General features: G+C 51.7%; 23 protein-coding genes. 14 read left to right on the top strand and 9 right to left on the bottom strand.

Annotated elements, in window-relative coordinates:
* The first annotated feature begins 95 nt into the window (after positions 1 to 95).
* Positions 96 to 1181, top strand: coding sequence for an L-dopachrome tautomerase-related protein (locus EJQ19_RS02250; protein ID WP_420901656.1), 1086 nt, complete (start codon positions 96 to 98; stop codon positions 1179 to 1181).
* 153 nt (positions 1182 to 1334) lie between these two features.
* On the opposite strand, the gene EJQ19_RS02245 is transcribed toward EJQ19_RS02250, so the two are convergent.
* The 4 genes from EJQ19_RS02245 to EJQ19_RS02225 form a co-directional block, all read right to left on the bottom strand.
* Positions 1335 to 1943, bottom strand: coding sequence for a TetR/AcrR family transcriptional regulator (locus EJQ19_RS02245; protein ID WP_126139585.1), 609 nt, complete (start codon positions 1941 to 1943; stop codon positions 1335 to 1337).
* Positions 1944 to 2342: 399 nt separating this feature from the next.
* Positions 2343 to 2987, bottom strand: coding sequence for a peroxiredoxin-like family protein (locus EJQ19_RS02235; RefSeq protein ID WP_126139583.1), 645 nt, complete (start codon positions 2985 to 2987; stop codon positions 2343 to 2345).
* Between the two features lie 46 nt (positions 2988 to 3033).
* The gene (locus EJQ19_RS02230) at positions 3034 to 3726 is read right to left on the bottom strand and encodes a cytochrome c biogenesis CcdA family protein (protein ID WP_126139582.1); all 693 of its coding nucleotides are present in this window, start codon (positions 3724 to 3726) and stop codon (positions 3034 to 3036) included.
* A gap of 28 nt (positions 3727 to 3754) precedes the next feature.
* A complete protein-coding gene (locus EJQ19_RS02225; RefSeq protein WP_126139581.1) occupies positions 3755 to 4009 on the bottom strand; it encodes a thioredoxin family protein in 255 nt (84 codons plus the stop codon).
* Between the two features lie 183 nt (positions 4010 to 4192).
* On the opposite strand from EJQ19_RS02225, the gene EJQ19_RS02220 reads away from it, so the two are divergent.
* Entirely contained in the window at positions 4193 to 4906 is a 714-nt protein-coding gene (locus EJQ19_RS02220) for a response regulator transcription factor (RefSeq protein WP_126139580.1), read from the top strand.
* Positions 4903 to 5940: a sensor histidine kinase gene (locus EJQ19_RS02215; protein WP_164716272.1), complete on the top strand. Its 1038-nt coding sequence runs from the start codon at positions 4903 to 4905 to the stop codon at positions 5938 to 5940. Before EJQ19_RS02220 ends, EJQ19_RS02215 begins: the two co-directional genes overlap by 4 nt.
* A gap of 80 nt (positions 5941 to 6020) precedes the next feature.
* Here the strand turns inward: EJQ19_RS02215 and EJQ19_RS02210 are convergent, their stop codons facing one another.
* The 4 genes from EJQ19_RS02210 to EJQ19_RS02195 all read right to left on the bottom strand — a co-directional run bounded on the left by EJQ19_RS02210 (position 6021) and on the right by EJQ19_RS02195 (position 10637).
* Entirely contained in the window at positions 6021 to 7394 is a 1374-nt protein-coding gene (locus EJQ19_RS02210; protein WP_126139578.1) for a sulfatase family protein, read from the bottom strand.
* A gap of 19 nt (positions 7395 to 7413) precedes the next feature.
* Positions 7414 to 8307 carry a carbohydrate ABC transporter permease gene (locus tag EJQ19_RS02205; protein ID WP_126139577.1) on the bottom strand — a complete coding sequence of 298 codons (894 nt, stop codon included), beginning with the start codon at positions 8305 to 8307 and terminating at the stop codon, positions 7414 to 7416.
* A gap of 1 nt (position 8308) precedes the next feature.
* Complete coding sequence (locus EJQ19_RS02200; protein ID WP_126139614.1) at positions 8309 to 9190, bottom strand: carbohydrate ABC transporter permease; 882 nt, start codon at positions 9188 to 9190, stop codon at positions 8309 to 8311.
* An 88-nt stretch (positions 9191 to 9278) separates the two neighbouring features.
* Complete coding sequence (locus EJQ19_RS02195; protein WP_126139576.1) at positions 9279 to 10637, bottom strand: ABC transporter substrate-binding protein; 1359 nt, start codon at positions 10635 to 10637, stop codon at positions 9279 to 9281.
* Between the two features lie 223 nt (positions 10638 to 10860).
* Between EJQ19_RS02195 and EJQ19_RS02190 the strand changes: the two genes are divergently transcribed.
* From EJQ19_RS02190 to EJQ19_RS02180, 3 genes are all read left to right on the top strand, one after another.
* Positions 10861 to 11619, top strand: a complete 759-nt coding sequence (locus EJQ19_RS02190) for a response regulator transcription factor (RefSeq protein ID WP_126139575.1) — start codon at positions 10861 to 10863, stop codon at positions 11617 to 11619.
* Entirely contained in the window at positions 11546 to 13402 is a 1857-nt protein-coding gene (locus EJQ19_RS02185; protein ID WP_164716271.1) for a sensor histidine kinase, read from the top strand. The genes EJQ19_RS02190 and EJQ19_RS02185 overlap by 74 nt, the downstream gene beginning before the upstream one ends.
* Positions 13403 to 13480: 78 nt before the next feature.
* Entirely contained in the window at positions 13481 to 13981 is a 501-nt protein-coding gene (locus EJQ19_RS02180; RefSeq protein WP_206438352.1) for a glycoside hydrolase family 88 protein, read from the top strand.
* A 65-nt stretch (positions 13982 to 14046) separates the two neighbouring features.
* Here the strand turns inward: EJQ19_RS02180 and EJQ19_RS02175 are convergent, their stop codons facing one another.
* Entirely contained in the window at positions 14047 to 14337 is a 291-nt protein-coding gene (locus EJQ19_RS02175) for a hypothetical protein (RefSeq protein ID WP_126139573.1), read from the bottom strand.
* A 188-nt stretch (positions 14338 to 14525) separates the two neighbouring features.
* Here EJQ19_RS02175 and EJQ19_RS02170 point away from each other — a divergent pair, with 188 nt between their 5' ends.
* From EJQ19_RS02170 to EJQ19_RS02135, 8 genes are all read left to right on the top strand, one after another.
* Positions 14526 to 15131, top strand: coding sequence for a class I SAM-dependent methyltransferase (locus tag EJQ19_RS02170; RefSeq protein WP_206438351.1), 606 nt, complete (start codon positions 14526 to 14528; stop codon positions 15129 to 15131).
* Between the two features lie 98 nt (positions 15132 to 15229).
* Positions 15230 to 15412: a hypothetical protein gene (locus EJQ19_RS02165; RefSeq protein WP_126139572.1), complete on the top strand. Its 183-nt coding sequence runs from the start codon at positions 15230 to 15232 to the stop codon at positions 15410 to 15412.
* Between the two features lie 546 nt (positions 15413 to 15958).
* On the top strand, positions 15959 to 16564 hold the full coding sequence (mobA, locus tag EJQ19_RS33000) for a molybdenum cofactor guanylyltransferase (protein ID WP_126139571.1): 606 nt from the start codon (positions 15959 to 15961) through the stop codon (positions 16562 to 16564).
* Between the two features lie 103 nt (positions 16565 to 16667).
* Positions 16668 to 16838 carry a cytochrome c oxidase subunit 2A gene (locus EJQ19_RS02155; protein ID WP_241242684.1) on the top strand — a complete coding sequence of 57 codons (171 nt, stop codon included), beginning with the start codon at positions 16668 to 16670 and terminating at the stop codon, positions 16836 to 16838.
* Between the two features lie 30 nt (positions 16839 to 16868).
* Positions 16869 to 17339 (top strand): cytochrome c oxidase subunit II, encoded by a 471-nt coding sequence (locus EJQ19_RS02150; RefSeq protein ID WP_126139570.1) that lies wholly within the window; start codon positions 16869 to 16871, stop codon positions 17337 to 17339.
* Positions 17340 to 17370: 31 nt separating this feature from the next.
* Positions 17371 to 19059, top strand: a complete 1689-nt coding sequence (locus tag EJQ19_RS02145) for a b(o/a)3-type cytochrome-c oxidase subunit 1 (protein WP_126139569.1) — start codon at positions 17371 to 17373, stop codon at positions 19057 to 19059.
* Positions 19060 to 19143: 84 nt separating this feature from the next.
* On the top strand, positions 19144 to 19689 hold the full coding sequence (locus tag EJQ19_RS02140) for a hemerythrin domain-containing protein (RefSeq protein ID WP_126139568.1): 546 nt from the start codon (positions 19144 to 19146) through the stop codon (positions 19687 to 19689).
* Between the two features lie 32 nt (positions 19690 to 19721).
* The gene (locus EJQ19_RS02135) at positions 19722 to 20252 is read left to right on the top strand and encodes a hemerythrin domain-containing protein (RefSeq protein WP_126139567.1); all 531 of its coding nucleotides are present in this window, start codon (positions 19722 to 19724) and stop codon (positions 20250 to 20252) included.
* The last annotated feature ends 91 nt before the right edge of the window (positions 20253 to 20343 follow it).

Here is a 20343-nt window from a genome sequence, read left to right as displayed (position 1 = left end):
TAAAAATATTTTAGTATCCAGGCAATTGAACCACATTCAGTCATATAAATAGGTGATAGCAGTTCGAACTGGATGAGGGGGATTTTATACAAGTGATGTTACCGAGCGAAATGTATTTCGGTAAGTTTGAGGCGGTTTTTTTATTTTACGAGGCCATGCCTACAGGCGTTACTGTTTCTGAAACCGGGCGTATTTTCATTTGCTTTCCAAAATGGGGAGACGATGTTAAATTTACGGTGGCCGAAATCGTTCGCGGTACATTGCAGCCTTATCCTAGTTTAGACGCTAATGTGGTGAGCCCATCGAATATTACAACGTCCTTCATTAGTGTCCAAAGTGTCGTTGCTGATGGACAGGGAACGCTTTGGGTACTGGATACGGGGGCTCCAAATTTCTCAGAACCCATCAAAGGGGGGGCGAAGTTAGTCGCTGTAGATTTAAATACGAATACCATAAGAAGCGTATTTACATTTACAGAAGATGTTGTTCTGCCGACTACTTATCTGAATGATGTTAGATTTGATTTTCGTGTTGGTAAAGCAGGGTATGCGTATATTACGGATTCGTCTTCCCGAGGACCAGGAGCCATTATTGTCGTTGATTTAGAAACGGGCTATGCCTGGAGACGGTTAAATGGAGCAAATTCAACCTCGCCCGATCTCTTTTTCTTACCGAAAGTTGAAGGTAAAATTCTGATGAATCGAAACAAAGACGGATCTACTTCACCCTTTAGATTGGCATCCGACGGTATAGCGATTTCCGCGGACGGCAAGATGCTGTATTATTGCCCTCTCTCCAGTCGTCATCTATTCTCGATTTCAACGGAAGCCCTGAGAGACAGGTCTATACCGGATATGAATTTACAATATCACGTGAAGTATTGGGGAGAAAAAGGTGCTTCAGATGGCATGATCACCGATGCACAAGGAAACGTTTATGCTGGAGACTATGAAAACAATAGTATTCGGAAGATTTTGCCGAATGGCATAATGGAAACCATCGCACATGACCCGAGAATTTTATGGCCGGATACTTTTTCTATTGGTCCAGATCAATACTTATATTTCATCGTGAACCAATTACATCGGCAGTCCAGATTTCATTATGGAAATGACCTGCGGCAGAAGCCTTATAGTTTACTCCGTATGAAAATAGACGAACCGCCTGCTCCTACTTATTAGTAAATATTAGATAGTAACCCCAACAAGTCCCGGTGATTGATTTTACATCGGGACTTTTTTATGAACGGAAAATGATATCACTCAAAAACGCCTTTTCATGAAGGCGTTTTTTTATTTTCGCAAATCACCATTATGATGTAGCATAGCCTTTACTTAACCATCCGCAGCACGTGAGCACAGCTCATGGAGATGGCGGATGACGATCTGCTCAACGGTCTCCGGTGCATAGAGCTCCGGGCGAAGCAAGGCAAGAATCGTCAAGCCTTCGATAAGCGCGGCCAATCGTAGTGTTTCGAGTTGAATGTCCACCGCGGGAGGGAGAAGCTGCGCCTGAGCTAGAATGTCAAGGGTAGCTTTAGTCAGGTAGTGGAGTCCGTCGATGAGCTCGTCTTTTTTAGCCTGCAGCGCTAAGCTCGTGAGGGAGCGGATGGCGAAGATCCACCAGACGCCGGCGGCAGTTCGTTTTTCCTCATTCATTGGGAGCAGCTGCAACAGAATTTCCTTCGCAGCCTTTATCGGAATGTGGCTTATCACCAGCCCCTCTGCTGCTCTATCAACTCCTCTAGTCAAATAATAATCCACGATAAATAGCAACAGTTCGTCCTGCGTTGAAAAATAATGCCGCAAGGCGCCGGGCGACAATCCTGCCGCAGCGGCGACAGCGCGGATGGATGCATGCTCGATGCCTTTTTCTTCAATAATACGCCAGGCCGATTCGGCGATTAGTTTTCTTTTTTGTTCGTGGTCGACGATTTTTGGCAACGGTAGCGCTCCCTTGTCTTTTTTAATACACTGTGCTAAATTAAATAATACAGTGTGTTATTTAGAATTTATTCCGTTATAACGCAACGCGATGATCATGTCAATAGGGATGAACCTTGTCGAGGAACTCATTAGGAGGGGGTAAAATGTTTTACTTTGAGGTACTATGTTTTAGTTGTAAAAAAACATTCAGAGCATACGAGGGTTCACTAAAATATAAACAAGCGAAGGAAAGGAAGGTTAAGTATTTCTGTTGCGAAGAATGCGCTGATAAAATACGCCTTGAAGCTATATTGAATTTTATGAGCAGGATAAAACGTATATAATTCATGACGGAAGAAAGCCCCACGCGTCGTCGGCGCATGGGGCTTGGTCTTGAGTCGTGTTGATGGAAACAGTTCACAACTTCCGTAACTCATCCAGAATATCCTCCGGCTCCAAGCGTTTCATAAAATCCGGGTTGACGTACGCTGAGCGGATAATGCCGGACTCGTCAATCATAAAGGTAGAGGGAATGGGGAGTATCCACCGCTCGGTCGCGTTGTATTCAGCCAGATCCAGCTTGAACAGGTTCATCATGATCTCCTGCAAGTACGAAGGTACGTCGTACAAGATATTGTAAAAGGCGGCCACCAGACCGTTCGTATCGCTCAGCACCTCAAACTGGAGTTGTTCCTTCTCCTGATGCGAGAGCGTGTTGTCCGGGCTTTGTGGGCTGACGGCGATGAGCCTGGCGCCCAGCGCTTGTATCTCCGGCAGTACTTTCTGGTATGCACGGAGCTGCGCGTTGCAGTATGGGCACCAGCCGCCGCGGTAGAAGGTGAGCACGACGGGACCTTTGGCCAGTTCGTCGTATAAGTGAACGGGAATGCCCAGCGAATTGGTCAGCGTAAACCCCTTCGCCTTCTGCCCTTCCTGCAGGCCATACTGCACACCCGACTCCATCTGCTCTCGAATGGAACGGAACATCGCGGCTTGGACTTCTGCGGGCGAATGGGCGATAAGCTGTTGTTTCATTTCTTCCAACGTTTGATTTAATGACATGAATGAATGTCCTCCTAAAATAAAGTGATTTTTCTATGTTAAACTGTTACTTCATAAACCCAATAATCAGAAAAATGATGCCAATTACGATGGAGAGGTAGCCGGCAATTTTTTTAACAGGACCGCTCCATTTTGCCAATTTGCGTAGAATGGAAATGGAAAAGACGGCAACAGCCGCGAGTACCAAGCCTTTTCCTAACGAATAGGTCGTCATGAGCAGCGCCCCGTGAAGCGGGCTTCCCTGAAGTGCAATGTAGCTGATCAGTGCAAAAAAGATGGGGACGGCACAGGGCGAAATGACAAGTCCATAGGGAATGCCTAGTTTGAAAGCGGCCATGGCGCTTTGTGGGCCTTCTGGCCGGCTCAACGGCTTTTGAAAAGCAGGCATTGCAAATGAAATGACGCCAAGCAGCTGCAGCCCCGCCAATATGTCAAAGACGGGCGGTACCCAGTTGAGCAAGTGATACTTCTCAACGAAGGGTAGGAACTGCTGGCCGAGCAGCGCGAAGATCAAACCGGCCAACAGTGAAGTGACAGCCATGCCCAGGATAAAGTTGATCGCGATGAGCATGGCTTTTCTTTTATTACCGGCTGCTCCTTTCTGGACATATCCAGCAAACATAGCAAGTACAGGCAAATAGCAGGCTAACACCGCGCTCACGACTCCGACGATAAACACAAGCAGGTAGGTAGTGGCGGAAATTCCGCCTGTAATTGTGAAATGATATAAGTTTTCCATAGGTTCTCCTTTGATTCAGTGGATGATGTTAAGTATTGAGCAAGTCTTGGACACGTTCACGAAGCTTAGACAGAGAGGGTAATGAAGTAAATTCCACTTTTCGATTGATGAGAATCGCTCCGGCGCTGAAAATGCCCAGCTCCTGGAGACGTTCAAACTGATCGACCACATGCAGCTCCTGTGTTTCGATTTGCGGATATTCCAGCGCGACTTGCGACACGGCCTTCAGCGCCTTTTCACAAATTGAACACCCTGGTCCGGCTGTTACAACCTCAATTAACAAAAGAACTCCTCCTTCTTTTCAATGCTGTTCAACATCCTCCATGCCAAAGGAAGATTTGCTTTGATTATAAAGGTCGAGCTGTTAAATCCTTGTTAAGTGAAGCTTCGAAAGAGCAGATTAATTTCTCGCATCGCTGAAATGTGTGTGATATTCTAAATGTCATAAAAGGAAGGAGTGGTGGTATTGCGAATCCTCATTGTTGAAGATGAGGAGGACCTTGCGCGTGCATTAGCCAAAGGTCTGAAGCGGGAAGGATATGCCGTGGACATCGCAGCGGACGGGCTAACCGGGTGGGAGTTGGCGGATACCAATGAGTATGATGTGATTCTCCTCGACATCAATCTTCCGGAGCTGGATGGCATTTCACTTTGCCAACGAATTCGCCGGTCCTCCCACCATAACGATGTGTTTATCCTCATGTTGACAGCACGCAGCCATCCGGACGAGGTGGAGGAAGGACTCGATTCAGGCGCAGATGACTACCTCCGTAAACCCTTTGTCTTCAATGAATTGCTGGCCCGCATTCGGGCGCTCCTTCGCCGGAGTTCGTCAGTGAAAAGCTCCGTCCTGCAGTTCGACCAGCTTAAGCTTGATTCCAAAACAAAGGAAGTCTGGTTCGAGAATGCTCTTGTGCCATTGACGAGAAAAGAATTCGGGCTGCTCGAATATCTGATGCTGCATCCCGGCGAGGTCATTTCGTCTGAAAGACTCCTTGAGCACGTCTGGGATATTCATGCGGATCCGCTTACCTCCACGGTCCGAGTTCATATTAATTCCTTGCGTAAGAAGCTTGCCCACCACGACCCAGAGGCAGGAGAAAGGTTTATTCAAACCGTTCAAGGTCACGGGTATAAATGGACGCTGCGTACAGCCGAAAAGAAAGAGGAAACGACATGAGACGTTGGAACCGTCTTTCACTGCGAGCAAGATTGACGTTGTTTGCGATTCTCTATTTGGCGGTCATGATTATCCTATATGCGGGGATAGAGTCTTTTTTCTCCGTTTACAGAATCGTGTCAGACATGCAGGGCCGAATCATAAGCTTGCTTATCGCTTTAGCGGGCATGGTTCTCAGTGCGCAATGGCTCGCAGCGATGATTCTAAAGCCTGTGAAACGGATGAGTGAAACGACTGCTGAAATAACGGCGGACACCCTCCACAAGCGACTGGAGATTGATGAGCTTCATGATGAATTAAAGAAGCTCGGTATCACGTTCAACACGATGCTGGATGGGCTGGAAGATGCTTTTCAACAGCAGGCTCGCTTTGTTTCTGCGGCTGCGCATGAATTACGAACACCGCTTTCCATTCTGCGCACGAATCTTGAAGTGGCCGGCGACAGCGAAGGTATTGATCCAAGCGAATGGGGAGATTACAAGGCGACAACGGAGCGGACGCTTTCGCGACTAGAGTCGTTAACAGAGGATTTGCTGCTGCTGGCTGACGGAACGCATGATCGGACGGAGCGTGAGCACAGTGTTGTGGAGCTTGCCAACATTCTCGCAGACGCAATTTCATTTATGGAACCGGTGGCGGCCCAGCATGGGGTGACGCTTCAACTGGTGAAGCCCTGCAAGGCTTTGGTAAAAGGAGAAGAGGGGTTCTTATTCCTGGTTTTTCGAAACCTGCTGGACAACGCTATCCGATATAATCGGCCGGATGGGAACGTTACGCTAAAGGTTGAGGATGAAGATGGACGGGTCGCAGTTCGGGTTGCGGACACGGGAAAGGGAATCTCCCTTTCGTCCAGGGAGCTGATTTTTGAGCGATTTTATCGAGTCGACTCGTCACGAGCACGTCGAAATGGCGGGGCTGGCCTAGGGTTGTCGATTGTGCGTCATTTGCTTGCATTTTTCCAAGGGACCGTTGAATTGGAGACGAGTTCCGAATTGGGAAGTGTGTTTAAGGTCACGTTGATGCGGGGAACGTAAATAACAGCGGCAGTCCAAGTCTTTTCAAATCTTGGACTGCCGCTATTCGTGTTAATCCACCGTAAGCGGCATGCGTTCCGCTACTCATAGATCTCAGCCTTCGCTACCTTTAACTGCCCTGAATCTTGGGCAGGAAGCGCATGGATCCTGGGAACGGATTCGCCAATAGTGACCATTCGCTTAATCAGCAGCTTGCGCAGGTGTGCTCTTACCTCCTCGTGCGATGGTTTATCGACAAGGTTGTTCAGCTCATACGGATCCGCCTCCAGGTCGTACAGGCAGGACTCGACGTAGTCGGAGGCGCCCCTGTCGCGAATCGGATCGCGTGATGGTGCCGTCACGGCATATTTCCAGCGGCGGGTACGGATGGCACGCCCGACTTCAGATTCGCTAATCTGGACGAATATCTCCTGCTGCCACGCGGTACCTCCACGATTGCCGCCAAGGAGTGGCAGGATGGAGTGCCCCTGCATGTGGGCCGGAACTTCGATCCCGGCAGCGTCCAGCAAGGTCGGCGGCAGATCAATTAGACTGATCAGCTCGCGCAGGGTACCGCCCCCGTTAAAACCGGGGCCGCTGAACGCCAGCGGTACCCGGATGGAGCTTTCGTGGCAGGAACGCTTATATTCGGCGTTGCGAGTTTTGAAATGGCAGCCATGATCGGAGGTAAAGGCAATCACGGTGTTGTCTGCCAGGCCGAGGCTCTTTAGTGCGTCGTTCAAGCGTCCTAGTGCCTCGTCGAGTCTTTTGACCATGCCGTAGTAGCCATCCAAATGCTGATGAGCCGTTCCCCCAAGCGCAGCGAGATCCGGCGGTACATAGCGGGACGCGTATCTTCCCCGATAGACATCAGGGGAAGGATAATCGTCGCGATGATTTTGATGGTGCGGTTCCAGAAACGAGAGAAAGAGATAGAACGGTTTCTCCGCGTTCCGGCGGTCTGTAAGATAACGGATGGCGGCATCCGTTAAAGCGTCGACGCGATAGCCGGGCAGCTCGACGGGCTCGTTATGGCTGTTAAAGAGCAGGGTCCGATAAGCATCGGACGTGTGCTCAAGGGAATCTGCGGCAAGCCAGTAGTCGTAACCGCCTCTTTTGCCTGCAGGCACCGGGTTGGTACGGGTCCCGGCCAGGTGCCATTTGCCGATATAGCCTGTATCATAACCAGCTTCCTGGAAATAGTGCGCAACGGTCCGGGCTCCTTCCGGAAGTGGGATGCTGTTCGTAAAACAGCCGGACGCCGTCGGATAAAGCCCCGTTTGCAAGGCGGAGCGGGAAGGCCCGCAGACAGGCTGACAGGAAAAGGTATAAGCGGCATGCGTGCCGTATGCGGCCATCCGGTCAAAATTCAGCGTCAGCTCCAGCGGGTTGCCATGCACGCCGGTTGTATCCCAGCGCTGCTGATCGGTGAAAAATACGAGTATATTGGGCCGCTTCTCTGCGGGCTGATTCATAGGCTAAGCGCCTCCTCCATTATCCTTTGATGCCTGTGGTTGCGATCCCTTCCACAAAATATTTTTGGGAGAAGAAGAACACAAGTACCGGTGGCAAGATAGCCAGTACAGCCATTGCCATAATCTGATTCCATTCAATGGTGCCGCCGGTCGAATCGATCGTCATGCGCAGCGCCAAGGAAATCGGAAACTTCTTCACGCTGTTAATGAAAATAAGCGGGTTGAAGAAGTCGTTCCAGGTCCAGATAAATTGAAAGATAGCTGCTGAAATCATAGCAGGCATACATAACGGCAGGAGGATACGGAATAGAATAGTTGGCGGATTGCAACCGTCCATAACGGCAGACTCATCCAGCTCCTTGGGAAGTCCCCGGAGAAACTGAACCATCATAAAGATGAAGAACGGAAAGCACCCGAAGGCGGCAGGCACGATGAACGGCCAGAAGCTATCCAGCCACCCCAAATTGCGAAAAATGAGATACCGCGGAATGATAATGACGGTATGCGGCAGCATCAAGGTGGAGATCATCAGAACAAACATCAGGTTGCGAAGCGGAAATTTGAATCGTGCAAAACCGTAGGCGACCATGACACTGGAGAGTACGGTGAGAACGACGGTAGGAATGACCAACACAAAGGTATTGTAGAAAAACGTTGTATAGGTATACTGACCGGTGCCTGCCCAACCCTTTACATAAGAATTCCATACAAATTGACTGGGCCAAAGGCTGAGCGTACCGAATAAGTCTGCATTCGTCTTAAAGGAACTCAGGAACAGCCAAATCAGCGGATAGATCATCAGCCAGCCAAGCAGCAGCAAAGCGAGATGTTTGATCGCCCTGCGCAGCACGGCGCTTTGCGCTCTGGAGGCCGAACTTCGCGGTTGGGCCGCTAGCGTTGTTGGATTCTGCATCTTATTTACCTCCGTCTTCATAGTGGACCCATGATCTTGCCGAGCGGAAGATGAAGAGGGTCAGGATAAGAATCATGGCGAACAAGAACCAGGACAGGGAGGAAGCGTAGCCCATTTTCATATTTTGAAAGGCTTCGTCGTAGATTTTCAAACCGAATAAATATGTCGATTTCACCGGTCCGCCGTTGGTTACGACAAATGCCGCGGTAAATTCCTGAAGTGCATTGATGGTCTGCATAACCAGATTAAAGAAAATGATCGGCGTGAGCAGCGGGATGGTAATCATCCCGAGCATACGGATGCGGCCAGCGCCATCGACCATGCCAGCTTCGTATAGCTCCGCTGGAATTTGCTTGAGTCCTGCAAGGAACAGAACCATGGAAGAGCCGAATTGCCACACCACGAGCATACTGATGGTGCCGAGCGCCACATGCGGGCTTCCCAGCCAATTAATGGGCGGAATATGAAGAAAGGACAAGGCTTGATTCACAACACCTTCCTTCATGAACAGGAAGCGCCATAGAATGGAGATGGCAACGCTGCCGCCAAGGATGGAAGGCAAATAGTAGATGGTGCGATACAAATTGACCGATTTTCCTTTGATATTGAGGATCAAGGCAATAAGCAGGGCAAAAGCCAGCTTAGCCGGTACCGCAATCAGTGCATATATCATCGTGACCTTAATGGAGGGGAAGAAATCCTTATCGACCGTCAACATTTTCACGTAATTATCCAATCCAATGAACTTTCCCGGCTTTACAATCGTGGAATCTGTGAAGGAGTAATAGAATGATAGGAGCAGCGGATAAAGCTGAAACCAGAAAAATCCGATAACCCATGGCGATACGAATAACAGACCCCAGAGGACGTTGCGCATGCGCATGCTTTTCAAGTCAGATGTTCCTTTCCCTATGCGGGCTGCGTGTTAAGAAGGGTGCTGCCCTGACGGACAGCACGCCTTCGCGCATCCCTTATTTTGCTTTCATTTCCTGGAGTTTGGAGGTAAAGCCAGTGTAAATTTGGTTAGCTGCCTGATCCGGTGTGAGCTGATTGTAGATCAGCTTCTGAATGGAATCTTTCACGACTTGGGCAAGCTCTGCGTTTGTGCTGACGACATTCGGTGAGATGGTTTTCTTGGCCGAAGCGAGTTCCAGTCCTTTGGAGATGTTAGCATCCAGTTTGCCGGATTCCTCGAGCGCTTTGCGTGCTGCGCTTGAAGCGGGAATTCCGCGCTGTGTTGTCAGCAGCAAGGCAGCTTCTTTGTCATTGACCAGGTAATTAATAAATTTGGCGGCTTCTTCTTTGTTCGCGGAGTCCTTAGAGATGGCAAAGCCCGTGCCTGCAACGGTAGCGTTGCCTGACTGAACTGCGCCTGAATTCTCCGGGAATGCACTGACGCCGATTTTGGCAGTAGGAACAGCTTGCTTATACTTGTCGATCGCTTGAACGTAGTCGAGCAGAAGGCCGATTTCGCCTTTCACCCATTTCGGATTTTGCTCCATCTTGCCGACGAACGCGGTACTGTCGCCGAACGGTTCAATCGCTCCGCTCTTATAGAGATTGGACAAGTAGGTAAGACCATCCGTTAACTGAGCCTTATCGAAGCCAGGTGTGAAGTCGTCGTTCACCCAGCCCTTGCCTGTTTTTTGCATGATGTACGGCTGCAGGATAAGCTTGTTAATCACGTCGATGTCAGCAGTTAACAAGTAAGCGTTTTTGTCTTGTTCATGGACTTTTTTGCCTGTTTCGATAAGCTTGTCCCAGGTCCATACGGTGTCGGCGGGAATGCCATGCTTCTGCATAAAATCTTCATTTAATATGGTCGTCGCTGCAAACATGCCGGACGGGATCATAATTTGCTTGCCCTTGTAGGAACCGTAATCCTTAAGAGCGGCATCGGGGATTTGCTTCATATCGATCAGATTGCTGAGGGAGTTCAGATCCACCATGAATTCGCTCATTTCCACGGACCATTCATAGGTGAACTGGAATAAGTCCGGAGCGGTTCTGCCGGCAAATTGCGTTGCGAGCTTTTTGTTAAACCCGTCAAATCCCATATATTCGCCTTCGATTTTTACGTTCGGATGCTGCTTCATATAGGCGTCGATGGCAGCGAGAGTTGCTTTGTGTCTGGCGTCGTTGCCCCACCACGCAAAGCGCAGCGTAACGGGCTTGTTATCACTTGCCGCCTTGTCTGATCCAGCACCTGCTGAAGCGCTGGAAGCAGCGGGTTCCTGCTTGGAGCCAGCGCTGCAAGCAGATAAAATGAAAAGGATGCTTAGCATCAAAATAAACATTTTGGATAGATGATGAAGTTTTCGTTGAAACAATGGACTTCCCCCTGTCTGGTAGTGAATTTCGGGCCCAACCTCAAGTTAACATGAATCCGCTTTCATAAAAAGGGGTTTCATTTTGGAAGATGCTTGATGCATTGCCCGTTTACTTTGGATTAGGTATCATATCTTTAGATTGTTCCCTTACCTTGTGCTAAATGCTAGACGCATTCCTTTTCCTCTTCATGAAAGGATATAATCAATAAGAGGGGGATCGATCATGTACAAGTTAGCCTTTGTTGACGATGAAGCGACGACTCGGGACACGCTTTGCAGTTGTTTTCCATGGGAGAAGGCCGGGTTTGAGATTGTGGCACAGTTCAGCAATGGCATGGAAGCGCTTAAATACCTGCTTCAGCACGAGCTGGACGCCATACTTTGCGATATCAAGATGCCTGTCATGAACGGGATTGAATTGTCGCGGGAAATTCATGAGCGTAAATTGCCCGTACAGATCATCCTGCTAAGCGGACTGAGGGATTTTGAGCTGGCACGGCAAGCCATCAGCTATGGGGTACGGCACTACATGGTGAAGCCGGCAAAGTTTCAAAACTTGCATGACGTGCTCATGCTCCTTAAGCAAGAATTGGATGAGAAAAAGGGGATAACCGGTAAACCTGACACCAACGTGTCAATTCAGACGGACGTGAACGCGCAATCCTCGGATCATCCTGTGATTCAGCGCATACTTCACTATGTCGAAGCGGAATACCGTAACGTAACGCTGGAGGATGTGGCACGGTTTGTGCATATGAATCCCAGCTATGTAAGCTCGTACTTTCGTAAGCTTACCGGGCAGAAGTTTTCGGATTACGTGCTCACGGTTCGAATGAAAAAGGCGGCTGAGCTCCTGCGCGAGCATCGTTGGAAAGCGCTTGAGGTCGGCGAAATGGTGGGGTATGCCAATGCGAAAAATTTTATACGCGCTTTTAAGCAGTATTACGGGAAAACGCCCGGGCAGTTCAAGCACGAACATTAAATATGTCAAACAAAGCGATGCGGCGCTGGCGCGAAAATTTTTCATTGAAAATTTGCGAAGAGTGATCGTCTTAACGCTCATCCCGCTGACCATATTAGGCTCCTTGTCCATCTTCATTACAGTCTGGTACATCCGGGGCTCCATGGAGCAAAATAGTGAAAACCGGTTGAATCAGATCAATCAGCTTACAGAAGTTATTCCGACTGAGCTGGATTCTTTAAGTCTCTCCTTCGATAAAGACCCGAAGATTCGAATTCGGCTGAAGAATATTTTGAATACGGCTTCCTTTTCCTTTGAAGAAGTGGAGGCGCTGTTTTATTTGCGCAATGTCATTGATGTTCCGGCCAATTCCAAGGCCTATATTCACTCCATCTATATTTATTATGAGAATTCGCAAGGGCGCTTTCTTAGCTCGCGAGATGGCATTGCACAGTTGGATTCGACGCTGGATACGAGTTGGTACTCCTTTTATCAATCCGAAGCCTTCGAAGGCGTTGAATATATCATCACACAGCCCCGCGAGCTGGTGACCAGCTCCGATCCTAACGGCACTACGAAGGTGCTGACCGTGTATCAGCCGTTCGGCGAACCGGATGTGAAGGGGCATCCCCGGGGCCTCATTGTGATGAATATCCTGCCTTCCTATTTCGCAAAATCATTGAATTTATTTAACGAGTGGCAGGGCAGTTATTCGTATATCGCAGACCCAAGCGGCGCTGCGCTGATTACTTCCGACAGTTTTGGAGGCCGCATCCCGCTGCCGGCTGACGAGCAGTTATCCCATGGGGAATTGCTTCGCTCCTCGCTTGACGGCGCTTTGGTCACGATGAAGCAATCTTCGCGCTTGGCGTGGATTGCCGTATCTGTGATTCCAACGAAAGCCCTGTACAGCCTTCCGCGGATGATCGTGTATATCACGATGGCCCTATCCGTATTCTCTTTGTTGCTTAGTATGCTGTATGCGCTATGGATTACAAGGAAAAATTACCGCCAGGTTACGCAAATCGTCCATGTACTGGAGCATGCGGACCTCCAGGAAGATGCCATTCCGGCCATGCCGGATAAAATTCAGGATGTGTATGAGCTGATCGTCAAGAACATTCTCGATACGTTTCTGGAGCAGAAATATTTGCGAATCCAGCTCTCAGAACGACAGGCGAAGATGGAACTGCTGGAGCTGAAGGCGCTTCAGTCACAGATGAATCCTCATTTTATGTCCAATACGCTGCACTCGATTTATTGGAAAGCTTTCCAGCTTACGCATTCACCGAACGACGCCTGTGTCATGATTGGGCAGTTGAGCGATCTGCTGGAATATGCGCTGCGCGGAACGGATGATGCGGTGACGCTGCAAGATGAGCTCGCGAATGTACGAGGGTATGTCCAATTGCAGAAAACTCGGTTTTCTGATCGATTAAAGGTAGTTTGGGATGTAGAGACAGAGATGGAGAACTGCCGTGTTGTGAAAATTAGCATGCAGCCGCTGGTAGAGAATAGCATCCATATCGGCCTCGCCGCACAGGATCTCCTGGCCGTTAAAATCAAATGCCGTATGAATGGCGCAAGCCTGCATGTGACCATTATCGATAACGGACCGGGCATATCGGGCGAACAGCTTGCACACATCCGCACGAGCTTCGACTCTGATTCGTTGCAGGGGAAGCATCTGGGACTTTTCAATACGAGCAAACGGCTTTCGCTTCATTACGGCGCAGGGCAGTGGGTGCGCGTGCTTAGCAAGAAAGGGAGGGGGACAGCCATCACGCTGATTTTTCCGCAATAAAGGCTGAACTGGCGTATATGTTGGGAACATCCCTGACGAGACCGTCTCGCAGATCAGAGAGAATGCGGTTACCCAATTGTGGTGCTGAACTTTCTTGTAGCGTGGTACGAGCATAACCTTCGCAGGGGGCTGCCGGAGAAAAATGTCAACACGCTATGTCCGATGCTGACGTTAAGCTATCTGGCAGAAGAAACGGGCCGTGAGGACTATCTGGTGGAATCGGTCCGTCAATTTCTCGTACACATCAAGTATTTGGCGGATCGGAAGACAGGATTATGGTATCATGGCTGGACCTTCGAGGGGCGCCACCATTTTGCCGAAGCGCTTTGGGCGCGAGGAAACTGCTGGTATACAGCCGGTGTCGTCGACTATCTGGATGCCCGCTACCTCCATATGGGACGCAGGGCGGCCCAGGCCGTAATCGCTCAAATTTCCGAAGACGGCACCGTACAGCAAGTATCGTACGGAACCGGGATGGGAGCGACGCTGGAGGCGTACCGCGCAATTGAACTTTGTCCCATGACCTACGGTCAAGCGTTGACGATTCTAATGCTGACGGAGGTTAGGAGGATAGCATAGCCATTCGACGTTTCAATGCTGACAGCTCAGAGGGTAGCCAATAAATAACCGTGAGTCCCATCTAATTAATATTGGGTTCTCATGATGTTTTTGGCGAGCTGCTCGACGACGACATCGCGGAGGCTGTCTGTTTTCTCCTCCTGGATGTGGATCAGGTATTCCTCACCCGGCTTGAATGCCTTGAAAATAATATGTTCGGGATCCACCAACACGACCTGATGCCCGCAATCCTCCAGACATTGTTGATAGTCATGCAAGGTGGGCAGTTGGTTTTCCTCCAGGTAAAGAATCCCTCTTAGCAGGGTGGTTTTGTCGCGATGGATGATTTTAAAGTAGACGGTAACTTCCTTTTTCAAAGCAATCCGCTCCTTCCGGCTTGGTAATACGCTTATCGTATCAAATGCAGGGAGAGTCGTTCTGTGAGGATTGTCACTGTCAGGCAAGAAACCTTTGGTCAAACAGATCGGCGATGATGCTCAACCGCCTCCGCGTCTGGCACGTCTGATTTAACAGACGACTGTTTAGGACATATGGAGGCTGAGCAATGGAGACTTATTGGAACCACAACACGGCGTTTCACGACGAGTTGGTAGCTGACGCACGGCTGCGCGGCGGGCGTGTGCTGGACATCGGCTGCGGGGACGGCTTGCTGCTTCAGCGGTTGACGCCTTTCGTCCGGGAGAGCGTGGGCATCGATCCCGATGAACAGGCGATTGCGCGCGCCAGAGAGCGGCTGATCAACGTGCCGAATGCTTCGTTGGTGAGCGGCGATTTCCTCCAGCTGCCGGTTCCGGCGGAGGCGGAGCGCTACGACACTATTACCTGCGTAGCAGCGCTGCACCATATGCCCCTTAAGGAAGCGCTGAGGCAGATGAGAGAGCTCCTTGCGCCCGGCGGCAAGCTGCTTGTGGTGGGCTTGGCGGCGGACAAGACGCTGCTTGATCTTGCGATCTCGGGCGCGTTCTTACTCCCGATTCGCCTCATGGACCGGCTGCATGGCGGCATGCAGGATGTTGGGGTGCGAATCGCTGAACCCAAGGAATCGCTGCGCGAAATCCGCCAGGCTGCGCGGGAGGTGCTGCCGGGGGGGGACTGTGCGGCGGAGGTTTTACTACAGATATGTGTTAGCGTGGGAGAAGCCGAAGAGTGAACCGGGGAAATAATTGTCAAAAGGTATGGTCAAAAGGCAGACGATCCTTTACATTCAAGAGAGCGGAGCGAAGCTTGAACATAGGGGGACGGAAAAGCGTGCATATGCAGGACGGGATGATCGCGATTGTCAGTATTTTGCTTTTAGGGATGGTCATTTACGGATCACTGTGGTGGCAGGGCAATAACCTGACGCTGCGGATTACGAAGTGGTTTGCCATCATCACGCTCGTAGGGGCGTTGATCGGCGGCGGTTATTTTGCTTTTGCGGGATTGGAGTAGCCGATAGCTCTCCCATTACGCAGCATGGTGCATAGTAGAGAAGAGGTCTTCCTGGGGGAAGGCCTTTTTGGCGCGGCGGCATATCTGCAAGGCGAAGAGCTTCCAAAGCTTCTAGAACCTGCAAAATGTGCAGGCAATTTGGGGATTTCGGCAAAATTCCCACGATAACCTGCAAAAGCTACAGGAAAAATTGGCGACTCCTCATTTGAAAGGGTTTCCATTTGAGGGATCCTCACAATTTCATGTATAAAATGCAGGATGTTATGCCAATTTCGTCTTGTTCAGACAAAAGAACTGTAGGTTTTGCAGGAAGTGATTGAAAGGCGCGAATGGCTTGCCTGCTTGCCTCCTGGCGTAAACAGTGATCGTTGCGGCTGCCGTCGGAGGAATGACTTCGGAGGTCATTAGCATGTTTTCGGCCAAAGGACTGTCTACCATACTTCTCACGCCGCCTCACGTGTCCGAACTGTGACATTCCTCACTTACAGCCTTCTTCGCGCGAGGTACAGTGGAACTATACCTGCTGTGAAAGGAAGTGCGGACGCTATGCTCACAGGCGTCATATTGGCCGGCGGCGAGAGCCGCCGGATGAACGGGCAGGTCAAGGCGCTGCTGCCGTTTGACGGGCAGCCCTTGATCGCTCGCCAGCTTGAACGGATGCGAGCGGTGTGCACGGAACGGATCGTGGTGACGGGCGATCCAAGACCGCTGCTTCCCGTACTCGATCGCTCCGTACGGGTCATTACCGACTACTACGCCGGCTGCGGCATCATCGGCGGCTTGCACGCGGCGCTGTCGCTCGCGCGGAACGCCGAGATCTGGGCGGTCGGCTGCGACATGCCGCTCATCTCCGGCGAGGCCGCCGTGCTGATGCAGCGCAGCTTGCAGGACGGCGCCGACGCGGTCCTGCCGCGGATCGGCGGCGCAGCGCATCCGCTGCACGGCATTTACCGCCGGCGCGCGGTGGAGAAGCTGCAGCCGCTGCTCGAAGCGCGCGAGGCGGACCCGGCCGCGCTGCTGCGCCGTCTCCGCTGGCAGGCGCTGCCGGAGGCCCGCCTGCGGGAGCACGGCATCGCGCTGGATGCCGTCGCAAGCATCAAAACGCCAGCCGACTACGAACGGCTGCTGCAGCTGTGTCAAACAGGCGTGTGACACAATGTTCACGAAGCCTGTGATATTCCTCACAGTGTGCAGCGGGCCTCCTTTTTATAATGGGAGTAAGACAGTGAACAAGGACGTTGGAGGCGAAGCTGCAATGAAGATCACAGAGAAGATCACAGAGAAGAACATAGAGAAGCCGAGCGATACCCGTCAGGACCATACGGAACAGGCGCTGAGGGGGACGTTTGCGGCAGTGCTGATCATGATGGCGGTCCTCGTGTCGAGCTGGCTGGCGGTATTTTTTCTATTTCTGCATCGGCAGTAGTTGGGGGAAGCATGAAAAGGGGGTTGCAGGATGCACATTCATAAACTTGAGAAAATTTGGTTGACCATCGGCATTGCGATGCTGTTTGTTTTTCTGGCGGTGCTGGGCGTTTCGGCATTCGCTATGGGGGTGAAGCCGCCGAGCGAGCATCATCATCAGATCGATCCCGCCAAGGTGAAGGAGACGGCGCCGTTCGATCAGCCGGGGATTCATCAAACCGGGGAGAAGCGCTTCGAGGCCGTCATGACGGCGTTTACGTTCGGCTATGCGCCGGATGCGATGGAAGTGCCGGTGGGGTCGACGGTTGATTTTATGGTGACCAGTCAGGACGTAGTGCACGGCTTCGAGATTCCGGGGACGAACGTCAATATGATGATCGTGCCGGGAGAAGTCAGCCATGTGAGCCACACCTTTACGCAGCCGGGGACCTACTTGATTCTCTGCAACGAATACTGCGGCGGTGCCCATGAATTTATGAAAACGACGCTGATCGTCAAGTAACGTTCATCAGAGGAAAGAGGAGGACACGGATATGAATAGGAATTTGTCTTTACAAGCGGCTGCGCAGCAGGGCGAGCTGGAGCATCATCCCTTTGATCCGAGGGACGCCAAGCTCGTGATCGCGTATCTGATTGTCGCATTCGCGGCGCTGCTGATCGGCGGCATTGCAGGATTGCTGCAAACGATGGTGAAAAGCGGTTCGATCAAGCTGCCATACGGTATGGGGTACTATGAGCTGCTCACCGCACACGGCGTATTGATGGCGATCGTGTTTACGACGTTTTTCATTATCGGCTTTATCTACTCCGGCGTCTCGCATACCCTGGGGGGTAAACTTCTGCCGGTCGTTAGCCGTGCAGGCTGGTTGGGCTTCGCCCTCATGACCGCCGGAACCGCGCTGGGTGTGGCGATGGTGCTGACCGGCAAGGCGAGCGTGCTGTATACCTTTTATGCGCCGATGAAGGCGTCTCCGTATTTCTATATTGGGCTGGCGCTGCTCGTGGTCGGCAGTTGGGTGAGCGGCTGGGGGCTGTTCTATCAGCTGAAGTTCTGGAAAAAGACGCATACCGGCAAAATCTCCCCGCTATTCGCCTTCATGGGCGTCATCACGTTCCTGATGTGGCAGATCGCGACACTGGGCGTGGCCGCCGAAGTATTGATTCAGCTCATTCCCTGGTCGTTCGGTTGGGTGGAGACGATTAACGTCATGCTAAGCCGCACCCTGTTCTGGTATTTCGGCCATCCGCTGGTGTATTTCTGGCTGATGCCTGCGTATATGTGCTGGTACGTCATCATTCCGAAAATTATCGGAGGCAAAATCTACAGCGACGCACTCGCGCGCCTCGCATTTATCCTGCTGCTGCTGTTCTCGATTCCGGTCGGGTTTCACCACCAGTTGATGGAGCCGGGCATCAGCCCGTTCTGGAAGTACCTTCAGGTCGTTCTGACGTTCATGGTCGTCGTGCCTTCGCTGATGACGGCGTTCTCCCTCTTCGCGACGTTTGAACTGTACGGCCGGGAACGGGGAGCGAAAGGCTTGTTTGGCTGGTTCAGCATGCTCCCCTGGAAAGACGTGCGTTTCTTCGCTCCTTTCATGGGGATGCTGATTTTCATTCCCGCCGGAGCGGGCGGATTAATTAATGCCAGTAATCAAATGAACGCCGTGGTGCACAATACACTCTGGGTAACGGGGCATTTCCACCTGACGGTGGCGACCAGCGTGGCGCTGACGTTCTTCGGCATTACCTACTGGCTCATTCCGACCGTGACGGGCCGCGTGCTGACGCCGAAAATGAACAAGCTCGGCATCGTGCAGACCATTCTCTGGTGCGTGGGGATGTTCCTGATGTCCGGCGCGATGCATCTGGTTGGCTTGTTCGGCGCGCCGCGCAGAACGGCGTATACGACCTATGAGTCGAATCCCGATGCGCTGAGCTGGATGCCGTATTACGTCTTCATGGCGGTCGGCGGCACGGTGCTGTTTATCGGTGTGCTGCTCATGGTGTATAACGTGGCGGCGCTGCTGATGGCGCCGAAGGGCGAGACCGCATATCCGATCGGCGAAACGATGGAGAATGCGGAGGCGACGCCGGCTTATCTGGAACGCTGGGGCGTCTGGATCAGCTTGTCGGCCATCTTGATTCTGATTGCGTATACGATTCCTCTCATGGATATGATCATGAACCCAGGCGCAGGGTCGAAAGGGTTCGTGACATGGTAACGCCTGGCAGCGCAGCCCGATTGTCGGGCGGACGAGGGTTGCCTAAGGGGGCCCGGTAGCAATTATGGAAGGGAGAGGATTCGTATGACAACGTTAAGCAATACGGGAGGCCCACTAGGATTAGCTTCGGCTAATCCGGCCGAGCTTGTTTTTGCGACGGATCGCTTGAGGGTGGAACATGAATGGTTGCGTCTGCATCTGAAAACGCTGGAAGCGAAGGCCAAGGAAGCCAAGCAGCTGAATACGGCGGCCAGCGGCGTTACGGCGCTCCGCGAGCTGTTAGAGCAGGCGTCGGTCTTGGAAGAGGAACTGGAGCGACACGCCATGTGGGAGGAACGAGAGCTGTTCCCGTTTCTTCTCGCTTATCATCATCGGCATGCCGTGCCGTCGATAGTCCCCTCGTTTTGGGTGCTGGAAAAAGATTACCAGTTGGCGCTGCTGTTCCTGCAATCGTTCCGAGAGACGGCGACGAAGGCGATCTCGCCTTTTGCAAAGCCGCTTCTGGAGGAAGCTGTCGCCAACCTGGTTCAAGCCTGCCTGATTTTGAAGGACCACTTGACGATGGAGGAACAGTTAGTGTTCCCGATCACGGAGCAGGTACTGACGGATCTCGATTATTTTTTCTCATAGCTGTAGACAGGAGCAAGAAGGAGGAGAGCAAGATGGGGAATTTCTATCCGCTAGAACACGCGCATGCCGAGGAATTGGTACGTATCGTAGAGCGCTTAAAAGAGGAGCATAGCAGGCTGCAGCAGCGTCTGCAGCACCTGCTTGAGCGCATGAGTCATCTGTTGGTGACGCTGAGCGGGACTGAGGTGGACGCTGAAGACGTCTTTCAGTCGCTTCGTCAGGAGGCGAGCGATTTCATGGCAGAGTTGGAGGCGCACGAAGCTTGGGAAGAGCAGGAAGCCTTCCCGTTCTTTGCCGGGCTTGCGCATAGCGACATGGAGCCTGGATTCACGATGGCGGGATGGATCATTGAAGAAGATCATAAGCAGGCGGGGAGAATGCTGCACGCTTTTCTGGAGCAGGCGGGCGCTGAGGAGGAGCTGGATCGAGTGCGGATGATCAAGGCGATTTCGCTGCTGGATGTGGCTTGCAGTGTACTGACCGAGCATTTGACCTCCGAAGGGGAGATGCTGTTTCCGATTGCCGATCGTCTGTTGAAGAGGAGAGACGGTCGGCAGGCGTAACGCTTAGCGGAGCACGGCGGGACTAAGGGAGCAAGGGCGAACAAGATTCGCAGGAACTGCCCGCAACGACGCAAAAACGGCCCTTCTCCCA

Origin of the sequence: Paenibacillus whitsoniae (assembly GCF_003955665.1) — a bacterium.
Taxonomy (GTDB): domain Bacteria; phylum Bacillota; class Bacilli; order Paenibacillales; family NBRC-103111; genus Paenibacillus_E; species Paenibacillus_E whitsoniae.
The sequence above is the reverse complement of the archived record's forward strand: the minus strand, read 5'-3'. Positions and strand labels throughout refer to the sequence as shown.